The sequence below is a fragment of the Muribaculum gordoncarteri genome, assembly GCF_004803695.1.
Lineage (GTDB): Bacteria > Bacteroidota > Bacteroidia > Bacteroidales > Muribaculaceae > Muribaculum > Muribaculum gordoncarteri.
This window is the reverse complement of sequence record NZ_CP039393.1, coordinates 45646-62759: the sequence shown is the minus strand read 5'-3', so window position 1 is coordinate 62759 and position 17114 is coordinate 45646. Positions and strand designations below refer to the sequence as shown.

Here is a 17114-nt window from a genome sequence, read left to right as displayed (position 1 = left end):
CACTTCTTACCAAAATGCAGGCTGCAAAGATAGCCATTTTTCGCTAATAAATGTCACATTTACACTTTTTTTCTTCTATTATTCTTGTTTTATCGCATCATGAGGCACTGCATGAGCCGGCTCTTCGAGTCCGTCATGATTCTTGCTGGGCTTCATCTTCAGCTTTACCATGTCAAATCCCTGGCCATAGACTCCGTTGACATTGGCCTGAGTGATGAATGCATCCTTGTCGATCGACTTGACGATGCGGAATATGGTTACCGACTCTATCTTGCGACACATGACAATGAGCATCTTAACCTCATGCTTGGTGTACCAGCCCATTCCCGAGAGCACGGTGCAGCCTCGACGGGCCTCATTGTTTATGGCCGTGGCTATCTCCTCCCAGTAACGCGATATGATGGTGAACTGGACGGCCTGACGGTTGGTGTTTATCACCTGGTCGGTCATGAACGATGCAAGGAATGTGACCACAAGACCGTAGACCACCTTGTCAATCTGATGAAAGAGGAAGAAGCTCGACGATATGATCAAGAAATCGCAATATATCATCATGCGGCCTATCGACACGTTGCTGCGCTTCGACACCATCGCGGCCACGATGTCGGTGCCGCCCGTGCTGCCGTTATGGGTGAATGCCAATCCGATGCCCACTCCGCAAAGGACACCGCCGATGATGATGTTCATAAACGTTTGCTGGGCAATGAGCGGTTCGGGAAAAAGAGGCTGCATTATACCTATGAGAAGGTTCAGCACCGTGGCGCCGAACACTGTGCGCACCACAAACTGACGGCCTACGATTTTATAGGCGATTGCGAGCAACAGCAGGTTGCATACATAGGAGGTGATGGCCACAGGAATGTCGGTAAGGAAATATACGAGTGAACCCACTCCGACAAGACCGCCGATAACGACCTTTTCAGGGAGAACAAAAGCAGTGAACCCGAATGCGTAGATGCACAAACCCAGGACAATAAATACATAGTCCTTGGACGACAGCCAGATGTTGCGTGATAATTTTGGCATAGAGATACCGATTAACTGTTGATTAAAATTCCCAATTTTGAAGTGCAAAATTAACCCAACAATTTAAACTTTACAAACATTTCGCCACAATAATTCAGTATCGGTTCCACCCTCCGGGCAACCGTCGGCCACTCCTTACAAAAAGAGGTCGCCGGATTCCCGAAACCCGGGAAACCGGCGACTTTATGCAACACGTTTCAGTCAACTGACAGTATTATCAATAACCGAATATGTCATCGGTCGTGAGGACAACCACCTTGCCAAGCTTGCCGAGAGCGTCAAGGTCGATGTCGTCGATATTGGCGAGGATGCAGTAGTTGTAGGTGCGTCCTGCTATGTCGGCTTTCTGGAAATCGGTGAGATTCTCAAGTGTGAGTGAGGGAAGAGCCTCAAATATGCGGCGGCGCACATCGGTTGTTTCGCCAAGGTCCTGAGCGTTTATGTAGGACCATGCAACCATGTCCTTGATTTCGCGTTCGGTGCGCAAGCGGGCGTCAAGACCCTCCTTGGCAAGCGCGAATGCGGGTGCACTCTGCGGCATGTTGTTGATAATCTCGTCAAATGCGTTTATAGCGTCGAAGAGCTTGTCATTCTGTGTACCTATAGAGGTTATATAAACGTAGGGCTGGTCGAGATAAGAGGGCGACGACAAGTAAGCGCCTGCCGAGTAGGCAAGACTGCGGCTCTCGCGCATCTCCTGGAACACGATCGAGTTCATGCTGCCTCCGAAATACTCGTTGTAGAGGGTTACTACAGGCTCAATCGACGGATTGTACTTCTCGCCGTTGTTGGAGTACTGCATCATCTTCAGCTGCTTGGAGTCGTAGGGAGCCACATAGATGATAGGCTCGGTGGTTTCTCTCATCTTAAGGCGGGGAACATTGGGAACATCCTTCAACGCAGCCGGAGTCTTGTGTTCGCGGTCAACGAGCGATGTCAGTTCGGTTTCGCTGTAGGGGCCGTAGTAGATTATGCGGTGCTTGTAGGAATTGAGGTCGCGTATAGCCTCGGTGAGCTTGGCCGGGTCGAGATTGAGAAGTTCATCGTTGGTGAGATTGAGCTTCTTGGCGGCATCACCATAGATCATGTAGGACTGCAGCGCACGCTGGTTGGCGCTTTCGCTGCTCTTGTTGTTGTCGCGTGACTTCAATATGCGGCTCACGAGTCCGTTATAAGCCTCGGTGTCGACAACAGCCTCGTTCATCAGCTTCTCGACAAGAGCCACGGCCTGGGGCATGTTCTCGCTAAGTCCGTTGATGCGCACATAGAGGCGGTCGGTGTTGGGGCTGATATAGAAAGTGCATCCGAGTCGGTAGAGCTCATTCTTTATCTGTTCGGCGGTCATGTCCTTGGTGCCGAGCAGGTCGAGATACTGAGCGGCAGTACCCAACAGACGGTTGTGACGGTTACCCATTTCAAACACATAGGTGAGGTCAAACAATCCGTTGGTTTCATTCTTCTTGTAAAGCACCGGAATGTTGCTCTTCTTTGTATTGAAGATAGTGAGGTCCTTGTTGTAGTCGAGGAACACCGGCTCGATGGGCTTCACATTGCTCGACTGAATCTCCTTGAGGAAGTCGCTCGACATCTCACGGTTCATCACGATGGGAGTGAGCGCGGGCTTCGACATCTTAAGCTCGGTGGTGTCCTTGCCCTGACGCTTGTAGACGATGGCATAGTTGTTGTCGCCGAGATACTTGTTGGCAAAGTCCACGATATCCTTCTTGGTGAGCTTTGACTGACGGTCGATCGACGCTACATCGTCGGCCCAGTCCGTACCGTTGACAAATGAGTCGAGGAACATGCTCACACGATTGTCATTGCTCTCGATGCTGCTCTGAACATTGCGCTTATAGTTGTTGATCGTAGCTTCGATAAGGCTTTCGTCAAATTCGCCCTTGCGCAGCTTGTCGATTTCGGCGAGAAGCAGGTCGCGCACCTCGTCAAGTGTCTGGCCCTCCTTGGGAGCGCCGATGAGCATGAATGCGGTGCGGTCGGCCATGTTGTACATTCCGGCACCGGCGGCAAGCGCCTTATGCTGCTGGTTTATGTCAATGTCGATCAATCCGGCATCGCCCTGGTTGCTCAATATAGAACTGAGAATGTCGAGCACCTCAACCTCACGGCTTCCGGCTCCGGGGAAAGGCCATCCGATAAACAGCATTTCCGATTCGTTACCCATAACATCGCCCTTGATGGGAGTCGTGATGGGTGCCTCCTCCTTGAACTTCAACACGGGCAGATTGGGATTGGGCTTCAGGTTGCCGAAGTACTTGGTGATGATGTCGACCATGTTGTCGGGGTCGAAATCACCGCTCACGCATATTGCCATGTTGTTGGGCACATACCACTGCGAGTGATAGTTCTTGACATTGGTGATCGAGGGATTCTTAAGATGCTCCTGAGTTCCGAGCACTGTCTGAGTTCCGTAGGGATGGTTGGGGAAGAGCAGCGAGAGCATCTTCTCGTAAGCCTTGCGGGAGTCGCTGGTAAGAGAGCGGTTCTTCTCCTCATAGATTGTTTCAAGCTCGGTGTGGAATCCGCGCAGCACCGGATGCTCGAAGCGGTCGGCCTGGATGCGCGCCCAGTTCTCGATTTGATTAGAGGGGATGTCCTCGGTGTAGCAGGTTACATCGTAGGAGGTGAATGCGTTGGTTCCCGATGCACCGATGGCGGCCATAAGCTTGTCATACTCATTGGGAATAGCTATCTTGGAAGCCTCGTAGCTCACGCTGTCGATGCGGTGATAGAGCGCGGCACGCTCGGCCTCGTCGGTAGTCTTGCGGTACACCTCAAAGAGTCGCTCTATCTCATCGAGTAGAGGCTCCTCGGCCTTGTAATCCGATGTTCCGAAATTCTGAGTGCCTTTAAACATCAGATGCTCGAAGTAGTGAGCAAGTCCGGTGGTTTCGGCGGGGTCGTTCTTTCCACCCACGCGCACTGCTATATACGTTTGTATACGCGGCTGATCCTTGTTTACGGTCATGTAAATCTTAAGACCGTTGGGTAGTGTGTAGAGTTTGGCTTTCAGCGGGTCGTTGGGTACAGTCCTGTACTCATACTTCGCTGCATGGATTGAAAACGCCGTCATCGACAGCATCACAATCGCGAGAATGTAATTGATGATTGATTTCATAATAATAATTATGATTTGTGATAAATTTTTGCAAAAATAACTCTAATTGTTCAATTGTCAACCTTTCAGCTGAGGAAAATCAATTTGTGTGTCAAATTTCTACGAATTTGCGGCAATTATCCATGTTATCCGTATTGTTTGTCTATTTGTATATTTATCAGCCCGCGATATTGTATTATTCAATCTTATTAAGTAATTTTACACTATCAATTATTAAATTATACTTCCAATATTATGACTAAAACCATTTCCCGTCTATTTGCAGCGCTTCTGCTTATAGGAATATCAGTATCATCGCAAGCCCAGACCCTCATCGACTACGGTGTACCCGCCAAGCTGTTTCAGGTAGGTGTGAGAGCGGGCTTCAACACCTCCAACCTCACCACCAACTATGATGACGCATTTCAAGACATCAAGTGGAACCACAACCAATGGAAAGGCGGCTTCTCAGCCGGAATGGTTGTCGACATAAATCTGCGCAATTTCTTCTCGATTCAGCCCGGAATATTCTTGGACACCCGTAAAAGCACCTATCACTATCTTGTCAATTCCGACAATGTGCTGAAGGCTATCGACGGCCAGCTTACCGGCAATTATATCAGAATACCCATCCTCGCATCATTGCGACTGGGTGTGGCCGAGCTCGCTCAGGTACAGATCGACTTCGGTCCCTACTTTGCATGGGGATTCGGCGGCGCCAACAAATACACCGTCTACGGCACATCCGACACCGAGCCTACAGCTCCGCAGGTAATAGGTCGCGACTTCAAGAGCGACTGCTTCGGCGACAAAGGAATGGTGCAGACCTACGACTGGGGACTGAAGATGGGACTCGGTGTTCTCGTCATGCAGCACTACTACATCGGTGCGCACTACCACTTCAGCTGCCGCAACGTTTTGCGCGAGCTGCCTCAAACCGAGAAACACCCCGACGGTCACAACAAAGCATGGACATTCACCCTCGGCTACAACTTCTAAACAACAGCACATCTTTTAGCTGCATATCCACGAAAAAGCCCTTCACACTCCGAAGGGCTTTTTCCGTTATCCACAAATCCCGAACTCTCGCCCGGCCTACAGGAAACCGGACCTTATACATAATAAATCAGTAAATATCTCACCCTAATACCTCAATATTAATGATTTTTACTAAATTTGTACAAACTGAATTTTTAAATCGTAAATTAATCCATGGGCAAAGACATATTCATAAGTTACAGTCGAAAAGATTCTGAAACAGCCAATCGTATATGCAAAGCCCTTGACCGTGCAAAAATATCCTATTTTATAGATTGGCAAGGTATTGGCGGAGCCATGGAATTTCCGGAGATATTAGCTAATGCAATAATCGACTGCAAACTTTTCCTGTTCCTTGCAAGCAACAACTCTTATGAATCCAAGTTTACAAAAAGCGAAATAACATTCGCATTCAACGAAAAGCCTAAAAACACAATCCTTCCATATATTATTGACGACTCTAAATTACCGCCGGCTATGCGGCTTGTATTCTCCAACATAACGTGGCGTAATATAAACGAACATCCAATTGACACAATACTAATCAACGATCTATTATCGCTGCTAAAGGACCAAAATCCTCCAAAAGAGAAGAAAGTCAACAAGCCTGAAACCAAAACAATAGAGTCAGGAATAGAACTGTACAATAGTCGTCGTTTCGTAGAAGCATTGCCATTACTTGAAGTTGCGGCCAACCAAAACGATGCGAAATCACAATACTGCCTTGCAGTAATATATGCCGACGGTTATGGAGTAAAAAAAGATTTATCAAAAGCACTGAAATGGTTTAGGAAATCAGCTGACCAAAACTATGACAAAGCCCTGTTTCGCATGGCTAAGTTCTATCAAAGCGGAGATATAGTTCCTCAGGATGACAAGGCTGCATTTAATCTCTTTTTAAAAGCAGCTAAACAAGGACATTTTCTATCGGCCTACAATTTAGGCCTTATATATGAAAAAGGATTAGGAGTTTTTTAAAATGAGAATACGGCTACACATTGGTATGAACAGGCAGCATCAAAAGGATACTACAAAGCCCAGGATGAAATGGGATATAGATGCTTAAAAGGCATCGGAATAACAAAGGATTATAACAAAGCATTAGAATGGTTCCGCAAAGCATCCCTACAAAACTGTTGCTCAGCAAAAAACAATATAGGATTCATGTATTTTAAAGGGTTCGGAGTCAAGCAAGACTATTCCACTGCGATTTGGTGGTTCCGACAATCGGCAATGCAGAATTACAGCTCTGCACAATATAATCTCGGATACATGTATCAATATGGATTAGGGGTTAAGCAAGATATCGATACTGCAATAAAATGGTACACTAAAGCCGCCGATCAAGGGTATGAGCAAGCGACCGACAAACTAAAGGAATTAAAAAAGCAATAGTCAGCTTAATACGCGTGCAGCGAGGGCAGGAGGTTGACGCCGAAGTAGGTCATTATCACGGTCAGGAATGCCAGAATCAGGTAGATATGGAAGTTGAGCGGAGTGCGCAACTTGGCAATCGAAGTGTGAAGCGGCACCGCATAGACCAAGAATGTAATCAATGCCCATGTTTCCTTCGGGTCCCATCCCCAATATCGCCCCCATGACACATTGGCCCACACTGCACCGGCGAATATTCCGATGCCGAGCAGCACCACTCCCGGATAGAGCAGCACCGTACTCATCGCCATCAGCCGCTCACGCTCACGCTTCATAGCGAGAGCCACAATGCCGTTGAGCATCGTGAACGAAAGCAGCGCATAGGCTATCATCACCAATGTCACGTGCAGGCTCAGCCAAGGCGACGACAGCACAGGCAACAGCGGCGTTATCGTCGGATTCGACTCGCCGAGCCACGCCACAAGTCCGGCAAAACCGGCAAGCAGCATGCCCGACGGCAATGCAAACTCATTTCGCCGGTAAATAACACAGGTCAGCACAAGAACTGCCAACGACAGGAACTGCATGGTTTCGTAACCGTCGGCAAGCGGAATCGAGCCCGACACATACCATCGCATGGCGTAATTCAACGCCTGAAGCGACAGCGAAACATAGAGTGCCGCGACAAGCAGCCTGCGACAACGCCACTTCATGGCAAACGCTAAAAAAGCAATCACGGCCATCGACAGTGTGAACATGAAGAAAATCCGTTCAAGCGGCAATCGGTTATACGCAATCTCCACCGCGACCTTGGCCCGTGACAACGGAGCCACATCATCGCCACGCGGCACTATCAGCTCATCGGAGGTAAGCATCAGCACCAGCCCCACCTTTTCGTCCACTTCAAGTATGTCACGGTCAAGTCCGCGGTCGGTGCCTTTATACATCGCCTCCAGCCTGTAACGACCCTCATCGTCAAAGAGGTCGGTCATTCGCGCCATGCCACCCTCGATGCCGAGCCTGCTACACAATTCGTCGCTCTCTATCGATATTATGGGCTGGTGTTGCCACTCCTCGGGATATAACAGCCATGAGGCTACGACCTGCTCGACCGACAGCCCCCTATAGGATGCGCTGCCCGACAGCTTCGTCACGAAGTCACGCGCAAGAGTGTTGAATGGAGCCACCCTGCCATTGTAGATGACCTGCCGTGACGCAAGCGAATCGCCCTGCTCGCGGGTAATTCCCTTTATCGAGGAGGCATCGGCCACATTGTAGCACAACAACAGCATCGCGACAACGCTCAATCCGCGCAACAATGTCATGAACCGCCCTTTATGCCACAACATCAGCATCAAGCCGCCCACGGCAAGCAACATGTATCCGGCATAGCTTATGCCCGTGCCCCACGGATCATGGTTCACAGTAAGCAGTGTGCCGCCCCGTCCATCGTAGGACGACTGGTAGAAACGATAACCGTCACGTTCAAGTATATTGTTCATCGATATGCGGCAAGGCTCGCCGTCGACACGGATGAAGCTGACATAATCCTTCGGAGCCACGCCGCCGGGATAATATTCCACATGGAAGCTGTCGAGCCGCAATGTCACAGACAGCTGCGACACTCCTCCCGATTCAAGATTAAACGACGACACCTCATCGCCCGGCGACATTGTCACGTAACCCTTCTCGCCTGAAACGTAGGTCACCAGCCCGCCCGCAAGCATCAGCACAAACGACGAGTGCAACAGAAACGACGGCAACCGGTGCCACATGCCGGTCATCACCATGCCCGCGACGAGCGTAACGCCCCACAATGCAAGCAACGTGACAAACCACACCGACGAGTAGACCGACGGCGACATGAATGTGGTGACGGCCAACACCGCCGTCGTAACGATGTAGACCGTTATCGCGACACGCTTAAAAACGCGCATAACACTCATTGTGACATGGCTTGACCGCCATACACTCCATCTCGACAAGCCAGCCGGGACGGCACACCGGAGCAAGAACTATCACATGCGGAATGTCGGGGAAACGTTCACGGAACATCGAATTGACCACGGCATAGTCCGACAGGTCGCGAAGATAGACGATGATGTAGCCAACATTTCCCCACGAGCAACCGGCCTCGTCAAGAAGAGCGTGAACATTGTCCCACATTCTCATTGTCTGACGCCTTATGTCGCCCGGATACATGATTTTGCCTTCATTGTTGATGCTGGCCGTACCCGAAACGAGCACATGACGGCGGTCGCCGTAGTCGATGTAGGCGCCACGTTCAAACGACACACCGTATTCATAGGTGGGATTGATATAGTCGGGAGCGTAGAGATAGCCGTGCTGACCGTCACGCAATCCGTCGACGGCATAAGTGTCCATCGTCACCGTCACACGTGGGTCGGCATGTCGTCCACATATTCCGGTACTTGCTATGAAGTGTGTGTCACGGGTTAGCTCGTTGGTTGCAAACACCTCATTGCGCCCCTTCACGACACCTGAATAGTTCACATCGACATTCTGGACAAAAAACCACGTGCGCATGCAGTTGCGGGCCAGTGTGCAGCCCTCGTCCTCAAGCCTCAGGGCGTAATCGCACAACAATGCGCGTGTGGCCACCTCCGACTGAAGGTCGGGCGCACAGGCGTTTCCCTGCCAGAAGTGACGGTAATCACCGTGCGTCACCTCAAAAAGTCCGTTATACAGGTTTTTCACCGTCACATCATCCTGGAAGTACACCCAAAGTGCAATCTTTGTGCCGTCAAGTGGCGACTGCTCGATTACCGAAACGGCACATTCGCTCTCGGCCGGTATCTCACACGCCTGATTGGCGGCATCGCTCAGGAAGTAACGCTTGAACACCGGACGCACATCACGGCCGAGCGTAGCCGACAGCTCGTCGTAAGCTTGAAGCACGCCGTCAAGCTGCTCGCTGAAGGTTGTGCCCGGAATCAGGCATCGGAACATGGCGTGATACTCGGCAACACCCTCCGCAGGCTTGAATGCGGCAAGCGTCACATCAACGCTTCCGCTGCCGAGTGTGACATGACTGTACTCCATTGCGTTGTTATTCTCTATTGTAACGTGACTGTATTTTGTTATGTTATTCTGCTCCATTGTTAATCCAGTTTTTAATGAATTCGACCGATGTTACATCGAGCAAAGCCGAGTGATCGAAGCTCCATCCGCAAGTCATGTCGGTTGACACAACCCCGTAGAGGATGCTTTCATCGGCATTGCCTGGTAATACACGCACGGCATCTCCGACAACAGTCGAAGGGATGTCGACAAGCGACTCGCGGCTGCGGCCGCCGGTGAGGTAGAGCCCGGCCGCTGCATGGTTGCTGCCACCGTGACACTGTACACACGAGGCGTCAAACACTCCGGCCTGCAGTGCGCTGTAGACGCTGACATCCATGCGTCCTACCGGCAATCTCACCGTGTCATCGTCCGATATTGTCGACACCGAGGCAAATGTCACCACACGGCGGCGAAGACGATTGATGACACACAGCTCAAGCGATGTAACGCTCTCCCCTATGCCCGACATAACCACCGTTACAGCGGCTCCGTCGGCCGACTGAGGCACCGATTTCGTGATAACGGCGTAATCGCTGTCGTCAAACCCGGCCACGACAAGGCTGTAGCCTCCCGCGTTCCACCGGCCGGTTCCCGAAAGCTCTCCGGTAAGCTTCAGCACGAGTCCGTTTTCGGGCTTCAGCTCGGCGCTGCCGTAAACCGGTCCGTCATCACATGATGCCAAAAACATCAAAAATCCGACTACAGTTACAAAAATAGTAAAAATAGCTCGATTCATCATCAGAATGTATATTGAATCATCACTGTACCCGAGTGCATGGCCAGTCCAAGGTTGTCATTGTCACGGTCGAGCTGGCTGTCATGACCCACACGACCCATGTACTGATACATGGCCTGCAGCTTCAGATTGCACCCCTTGAAAAAATAATTTATTCCCGCCGCAGGCATGTTCAGCAAGCCTCCGCGGTCGAGCCCGTTACGGTCCATGAGGTCGTAACGCAACGCACCCTGCAGCCTGTCGGTGATGAAGTAACCTCCCTGGATGTAACCTCCCGTGTAGCTGTAGGAGTCATGAATCTTCTGTCGCTTGGTGAAGCCCACACGCATGTAGTAAAGCTCGGCACCGATATACATTCGTCCTTTAAGCCAGGCAAACTCGGCCCCTGCACGAAAGTCGTTGGTGCTTTCGTTTTCACTCTCGACATTGAGCGACGCCGACACGCCTATGAGCATCCTGTCGAGATCGAGCTGACGCGGATTGCCCTGTGTCGCAGGCATAACGCCTTTTGGCTGGAAAGTGAAGCGGCAGGCATAGAGCAGCGACGGTATGTGCCAGTCGTCGCTGAATGTCTTGGTGGCGCTGTTGATGGCCGACCCCGTGCCGTTGAATATTCCGGCCTGATAGCCCCATCGGTCGCGTATCATGCCGTGAACCTCGACTCCGAGATCAAATCCCGTACCTATCTTAGGAGCTACCGCGTTCAGCGAGTGTGGCATTATGACCGGTGTAGTGAGCGATGACGGCAGCGAAGGCATCAGCGTTTCGCCCAGAGTCGTGAGAATCGCATGTGAAAAGGGGGTCTTGAATTTACCCACACGCACCGCCACCTCATCGCGAAGCTTCACATCGGCCCATGCCTGTTGAAGCAGGTTGCCCCCGCTTGCCGCTGCATTTATCGACAGGTTGTAGGTGACTATTCCGAAAGCCTTGCCGGTAAATCCAAGTACGGCATAGGGTATTGCAAATCCGCTGTTGGCCACATTGTCCTGATTGTAGGCGGCATCAAGCCCCTCGTCGTCATAGTAGTTGTAATTGGCCGAGGTCTGCACAAGCAGATAGGGCTTGAACACAAAGTCGCCGCTGTTGCTGCTCCATGTAAAGCCGTCGCGACCGGCAAGTGACACGACCCCGTTTTCAGTATCGGCGTCATATTGCGCCGATGCCGTCGCGTGCAGCATCAGCATAATCGACATTATCGCAAAAATCTTTTTCATATACTTGCATTTAATTGATTGTCAGTGACATCTAAAGCGATTCCAGAAACTTCACAAGCGCGTCGCGCCGCTCTTTAGTCATCGCCTTGAAAAGATTACGTGACGCTTCGCCTTCACCGCCGTGCCACATTATTGCCTCAACGAAGTTGCGCGCACGGCCGTCGTGCAGGAAGCAGGTGTGTCCGTTCACCTTCTCCTGAAGCCCGATTCCCCACAACGGGGTTGTGCGCCACTCATTGCCACGGGCAAGGCCCGACACATAGTTGTCATTAAGTCCCACTCCCATTATCTCCGAGCCCATGTCGTGAAGCAGGAAGTCGGAGTAGGGATGTATCGTCTGGTTGCCGAGCCACGGCAGCTGTGTTCCGTTGAGCAGCACCGACCCGCGAGGCCTCGTGTGCAGCGTAGTCACGTGACACAAATGACACTTGGCCTCATAGAACATGCGCTCCCCCATCTTCACCTCGGGATCATTGACATTGCGCCTGGCCGGCACGCCAAGCGACTGCATGTAGAGGTCGACATTCTCCATATCCTCGGTCGACACGTCAAGCTTGTCATAGAGTAGCCCCATCATCGACCCTTGGTTAATCTGAATCTGCCCTTCACATATCTCTTCGGGGTATCGGCTGTTGGTGACACCCATGTCGCTTGAAAATCCAAGCTCCACCGTGAGGTCGGCATGCTGGGCCTTGTTGCCCGACACGCCCAACGACAACACCCCTCGCTCGGTCACGTAGTTGCATCGGCCGCTTATGCCGTATTCGGGATAGTTGCTGCGTGAGGCAAGCGCCTCTATCTCGACGGGATCGAGCGACATAATCTGTCCCATCCCCACGTGACGCAGTGGAATGCGCACCGTGCAAAACAGGTCGTCAGGGTCTATCTCGTCGGCATACCAGTCGGTAATCGTGTAGGAGGGACAAGCGAGTTCATAGGTTTCACCGTCGGGAAAACTTCCCGATTCGTAACGCCACTCAACCTTCAGCTTGCCCTCGGCACTGACTCCGTATATTGCCTGATCGTGAATCACGCGCCCGTAATCCTTGAAAAACGCTCCGTTTTTGCGCGTGACATAGACGAGCATCGCCGAGAATCCGTAAGGGCCCGAACCGCCGTCGCTCCACAGTGCCGGCTTGGTGCGTCCGGCATTGCCATGGCAGCTTCCGCACGAATATCCGGCATAGACAGGGCCAAGGCCGCCTCCATAGTCGTTGCTGCTCGTGCGCATGTCGTCGTAGAGCCTGTCGCCTCGCGTGAAGCGGCTCGCCAATGCTCCGGTCACCCACTCGGCCTCGCTGTCGTAGGCTTTTGACGAGTTCATGAATATGGTAGAGGTGCCCGCCGAGAGAGCATAGCCTTCGGGAACCTCGATGTCGAGCACATCGAGCCCCTCGTCGTCACACGACATGAGGGCCAGCGCAACGACGAGTGCCGATATACTCTTTATTATAAACAGTCGGTTCATGTCAGGTGTCACTCCTTGATTCGGCGCGGTTGTCCGTCCTTGAAGAGCAGAAACTCAAGAGTGTGAAATCCGCGCAGGTTCTGAGCTGCCTCTATCACATCGTCACTGTCGCCGTCGCTCCAGTCAAGGTTGTCGAAGCTGCCGGTGTTCAGGTTCTGCACTATTGCATTCTGGTCGAGAGGCCAGCTGTCCATGTTGGGGTCAAGGCCGAGTTGGTCCACGGGGCCGAACAGGAATGCCTCGCTCTTCTCCCACGGCTCACGCGCTTCAAGCCATGCGTCACAAGCCGACTCAAATGCGGCATCCGACGGATTTCGGGCAAGTCGATTCACTGCGTCACGCAATGCATTGTTACATGACACAAGGTTACGGTAGGTAGGCACAACCACTTCGTCGACATAACTCTCCACGATTGCGTCAAGCATCTCGTCATTGCCCGACATGGAGTTAAGCGCACGCTTCAGGTCGTTGCTAAGTAACGCTTCGAGTGAGGCACATGACTCCATCGCGACATTGGCCTCAGAGCTGTTTATGTGATTGCGGAAGGGCTGAGGTATGGCCTGTATGTCGTCGGCCGCCTTTTGTATCGCGGCCTTCAAGCGTGCATCGAAGTCGGGATCGGCCTCGGCTATGAGTGCCGACATCGAGTGCGTGTTCACCGTTCCGTCAAGCGAGCCGTAGTAGGAGTTGCGTATTGAGCGGATATTGTTGGTGTAGTCGTCACGCGAGTGCCAGCTGTACCACGACTCCACGGCATATAACGCCTCCTCGGTGCGTCCGGCCATGTAGAGATTGTAAGGGTCGCCGATTTTAGCGGTACCCACCTCATTGGCTATGTCGGCACAACCGTCGACAATCTGCTCCAGGCAATTCAACGCGCTCTGATAGGCTCCTTTGGAGTGATTCTTGAATGTCGCCGCAAAAGGTTCGTCCCCATTATAGCTCACCGTCCATGCGTCGCAAAGGCTTTGAGCGTCATCGCTAAGCAGGAGGGCTACATTGATCATGTAATTGTGCCAGCTCTTGGAGTTGGCCGAAGTGTAGTCTATATCCTTGGCATTGACTGTGTCATCGCCGGGATTGTCGGGCTGATTGTCGCTTCCGCATGATGTAAGGCCCAGTGTCAGGGCTACGGCAAAGGCCGTTGTGATTGATGTTCTCTTCATCTTGGGTTATTGTTTTTGTTATTGATTATTGTAGTTACTATCGGCTTATGAACCACCCTATGTAGGCGATTCCGATTGAAAATTCATTCTCGCTGTTGTACTCTCCGCGACCAAACACACGCGAAGTCCCTATCCGGCGTGTCGTATAGTCGGCCTTCACGACGAGGCCCGGCAATGCAAACCAGTTTAATCCGGCACTCCACTTGCTCACTTCAAGACGCTTGTCGGGGGTGCGGGGCTGCTCCACCCTCTGCTGGGGATTGTAATACTCATACTGCACAAAAGGATAGATGACAGGACACTGCCTGATGCCCGAAACAGAGGCTAAATTGACTCCGACTTCGGCACTGTAGGCGAGTGCATTCTTGGCTACAGGCGTGAGCCGGCTATAGGGCGATGCGTTGGATAGCTTACCGTTGACATCGTTTACGGCCGCACTGTTTCCGAGATGGCCGTAAAGCACGTTGGCCCGTGCCGTGACATAGCGGTTGCGGTACTGTGCATCCCACGACACCAGCGTGAGCGGAATACGCCCGTAGCTCTTATAGGTCTGCGACTTGTCGGAGTTGGCTCCCGTGTTTCGGCAGTAGTAGGCCGAAACTCCGGTGCGCAATCCGGGCACACCCCGGTAATCAATGCGCACGACATAGCCCGGCGATGTGAAATTGTCGTTTTCAAAGAATCCCTGCTTACCGCCGGCGATCCACTCATTGCGGTCAAAGCCGTTGGCATTAAGTGCGGCCACAGCCATAACCTCATAGTCCAATCGGCCGTAGCCACGCCCCAACGAGCCAAACAGCGACAATCCCGTTTCATGCCATGTCGAAGGCAGGAGTGTTGTTTCACCCTCGGGGCGCTCGGTGCCGAAGAAGTTGATAGGCTCATGGTGGGCATTGGTAAGCCCCACAGGCACTATCTGATGTCCTACACGCACATTCAGCCCGCGGGATATGACGCGCGTTATATGAAACTGCTCAAGAGCCACCTCGCCGCCCTTCTCTATCTCGGTTTCATACTCACCGTTTTCGGTGTTCTCAATTTCATAAGCCGAGCCGGTGCCGCCCGATTCAAACTCGATTTCAGCGCCAAGTACCCACTTGGGATTGAATTTGTAGTCAAGCGCAAGGACAAATCGCGGAATCGATATCGTATTGCGGTTTTCGCGTGTCGCGCCATCCTTCTGAAAGCGGTTTATACCATAATCCTTGAACGATGCCACAATTTCACCGTAACCGCCAAAGCGGAACTTGTCGTAACTGTCGACTGCGGTTGAATCCTGCGCATAACCCGATGCGCAACCTGCTGCAACGGTCAGGGCCAAGAGTGAATTTCGCACTATGTACATACTCATTTTTGGTTAATTTTTGTTTATGCAAAATTAGTTTTACCCTCTAACCCGCTAAATACTCAAAAATGATGAAATTCACCCGTTATTTAGAATCATTCTAACTAAATGTGATTAACCTCCTCGATTTCACGCATCTGATTTCACCGCGATTCATCTACACCACCCTGCCCCGCAACTTTTACACAAGCGCCCGTTAAACCTTTTTTACTGATTGAAGTCATAACTTAATTAACCTAATTTTAAGCCGATGAAATTATCAACCCTCTCCCTGCCGCTGATTGCGATTATGCTCGCGTCATGCCAACCCAAGGAAATACCGACAGTCTACGACCGCGAGAACACTGCCGACAACTATCCCGCAATCGAGATGCCGGGACTGCAGCAGCTTCCCGAAATAGCCACCCTGCCCGACCCGTTTGCATGGGCCGACGGTAGCGGACGCTCAACCCGATTCGATGACTGGGCGCGCCACCGCTCCGAAATAATCCAGCAGCTCTACCACTACGAAATAGGCGAAAAGCCGGTAGTGAGCCGCGACAGCATCGAGGCATTCATGGACAATGATACCCTGCGCGTGACCGTGCACAACGGAGGCGAAACCCTCAACCTCTCGGCCACTATAAAATATCCCGAAGGCGACGGGCCCTTCCCGGCCATGATAGGCGTGGGATTCCCCTACGGATCGCTGCCTCCGCAGATATTCGAGAGCCGCAACATTGCCGGTATAGCATTCAACTTCACGCAGGTGATGTCGCACACCCAGAAACGCGGCACCGAGCCCATCAACCGCATATACCCCGACATGATACAAATAGGAGCCTACAGCGCATGGCCCTGGGGTGTGAGCCGAATTATCGACGGACTTGAGATCGTGGGCGAGCAATCGCGCATCGACTTGAAACACCTTGGCATAACCGGATGCTCGTTTGCCGGAAAGATGGCGTTATTCTCAGGAGCGCTTGACGAGCGCATAGCCCTCACAATAGCACAGGAGCCCGGAGGCGGCGGAGTCGACGCCTGGAGAGTGTCGGAAACTCTCGGCAACGTGGAAACACTCGGACGCACCAACTACTCATGGTTCCTTGAAAGCATGGCACAGTTTGCCGAAGAGAATGTGTCGCGACTCCCCATCGACCACCACCAGGTGGCTGCGCTCATAGCACCCCGAGCCTTGCTCGTGCTTGGAAACACCGATTTCGAGTGGCTCGCCGACGAGTCAAACTATGTGTCAAGCCGTGCAGCGCGCGAAGTGTGGCGCACATTCGGCATCGAGGAGCGCATGGGATTCTCAATCGAAGGCAACCACGGCCACTGCCAGCTTCCCGAGAGCCAGTATCCAGAGGTTGAGGCATTTGTCGACCGATTCCTGCTCGACAAGCCCGAAATCGACACCAACATCACCCGCGCCGACATGTTCAGCGAGGTCGACTACATGAAATGGATGCCCTGGGCCGAGAAATAACAGCCTAACAACCACCGCAAAACTCTAAGTCAGCAAAATTTTACAATCCCCGAATCGCAAGATTTCGGGGATTTTTGTGT

At 52.0% G+C, this 17114-nt stretch carries 13 protein-coding genes; 4 read left to right on the top strand and 9 right to left on the bottom strand.

Going from position 1 to position 17114, the window contains the following annotated elements; translation table 11 throughout:
* Positions 1-78: 78 nt before the first annotated feature.
* Together E7746_RS00260 and E7746_RS00255 are read right to left on the bottom strand one after the other, a co-directional pair.
* On the bottom strand, positions 79-1026 hold the full coding sequence (locus E7746_RS00260; protein WP_136409442.1) for a YitT family protein: 948 nt from the start codon (positions 1024-1026) through the stop codon (positions 79-81).
* 217 nt (positions 1027-1243) lie between these two features.
* Entirely contained in the window at positions 1244-4162 is a 2919-nt protein-coding gene (locus tag E7746_RS00255; RefSeq protein ID WP_136409441.1) for a M16 family metallopeptidase, read from the bottom strand.
* A 234-nt stretch (positions 4163-4396) separates the two neighbouring features.
* On the opposite strand from E7746_RS00255, the gene E7746_RS00250 reads away from it, so the two are divergent.
* The 3 genes from E7746_RS00250 to E7746_RS00235 all read left to right on the top strand — a co-directional run bounded on the left by E7746_RS00250 (position 4397) and on the right by E7746_RS00235 (position 6574).
* Positions 4397-5140, top strand: a complete 744-nt coding sequence (locus E7746_RS00250) for a porin family protein (RefSeq protein WP_136409440.1) — start codon at positions 4397-4399, stop codon at positions 5138-5140.
* A gap of 213 nt (positions 5141-5353) precedes the next feature.
* The gene (locus E7746_RS00245) at positions 5354-6157 is read left to right on the top strand and encodes a toll/interleukin-1 receptor domain-containing protein (RefSeq protein ID WP_136409439.1); all 804 of its coding nucleotides are present in this window, start codon (positions 5354-5356) and stop codon (positions 6155-6157) included.
* 69 nt (positions 6158-6226) lie between these two features.
* A complete protein-coding gene (locus tag E7746_RS00235; protein WP_136409438.1) occupies positions 6227-6574 on the top strand; it encodes a tetratricopeptide repeat protein in 348 nt (115 codons plus the stop codon).
* Between the two features lie 5 nt (positions 6575-6579).
* On the opposite strand, the gene ccsA is transcribed toward E7746_RS00235, so the two are convergent.
* The 7 genes from ccsA to E7746_RS00200 are packed head-to-tail and all read right to left on the bottom strand — an operon-like array spanning position 6580 to position 15575.
* A complete protein-coding gene (gene ccsA / locus E7746_RS00230; protein ID WP_136409437.1) occupies positions 6580-8490 on the bottom strand; it encodes a cytochrome c biogenesis protein CcsA in 1911 nt (636 codons plus the stop codon).
* Positions 8477-9616, bottom strand: a complete 1140-nt coding sequence (locus E7746_RS00225; protein ID WP_136411265.1) for a Rid family hydrolase — start codon at positions 9614-9616, stop codon at positions 8477-8479. The genes ccsA and E7746_RS00225 overlap by 14 nt, the downstream gene beginning before the upstream one ends.
* Positions 9617-9659: 43 nt before the next feature.
* Entirely contained in the window at positions 9660-10319 is a 660-nt protein-coding gene (locus E7746_RS00220; protein WP_136409436.1) for a hypothetical protein, read from the bottom strand.
* A 56-nt stretch (positions 10320-10375) separates the two neighbouring features.
* A complete protein-coding gene (locus E7746_RS00215; protein ID WP_136409435.1) occupies positions 10376-11590 on the bottom strand; it encodes a porin in 1215 nt (404 codons plus the stop codon).
* 31 nt (positions 11591-11621) lie between these two features.
* Positions 11622-13058, bottom strand: a complete 1437-nt coding sequence (locus E7746_RS00210; RefSeq protein ID WP_136409434.1) for a di-heme oxidoredictase family protein — start codon at positions 13056-13058, stop codon at positions 11622-11624.
* Positions 13059-13066: 8 nt separating this feature from the next.
* Positions 13067-14224 carry an imelysin family protein gene (locus tag E7746_RS00205; RefSeq protein WP_136409433.1) on the bottom strand — a complete coding sequence of 386 codons (1158 nt, stop codon included), beginning with the start codon at positions 14222-14224 and terminating at the stop codon, positions 13067-13069.
* A 37-nt stretch (positions 14225-14261) separates the two neighbouring features.
* Positions 14262-15575 carry a hypothetical protein gene (locus E7746_RS00200; protein ID WP_370640281.1) on the bottom strand — a complete coding sequence of 438 codons (1314 nt, stop codon included), beginning with the start codon at positions 15573-15575 and terminating at the stop codon, positions 14262-14264.
* A gap of 244 nt (positions 15576-15819) precedes the next feature.
* On the opposite strand from E7746_RS00200, the gene E7746_RS00195 reads away from it, so the two are divergent.
* Positions 15820-17034 (top strand): alpha/beta hydrolase family protein, encoded by a 1215-nt coding sequence (locus E7746_RS00195; protein ID WP_238337263.1) that lies wholly within the window; start codon positions 15820-15822, stop codon positions 17032-17034.
* Positions 17035-17114: the final 80 nt, after the last annotated feature.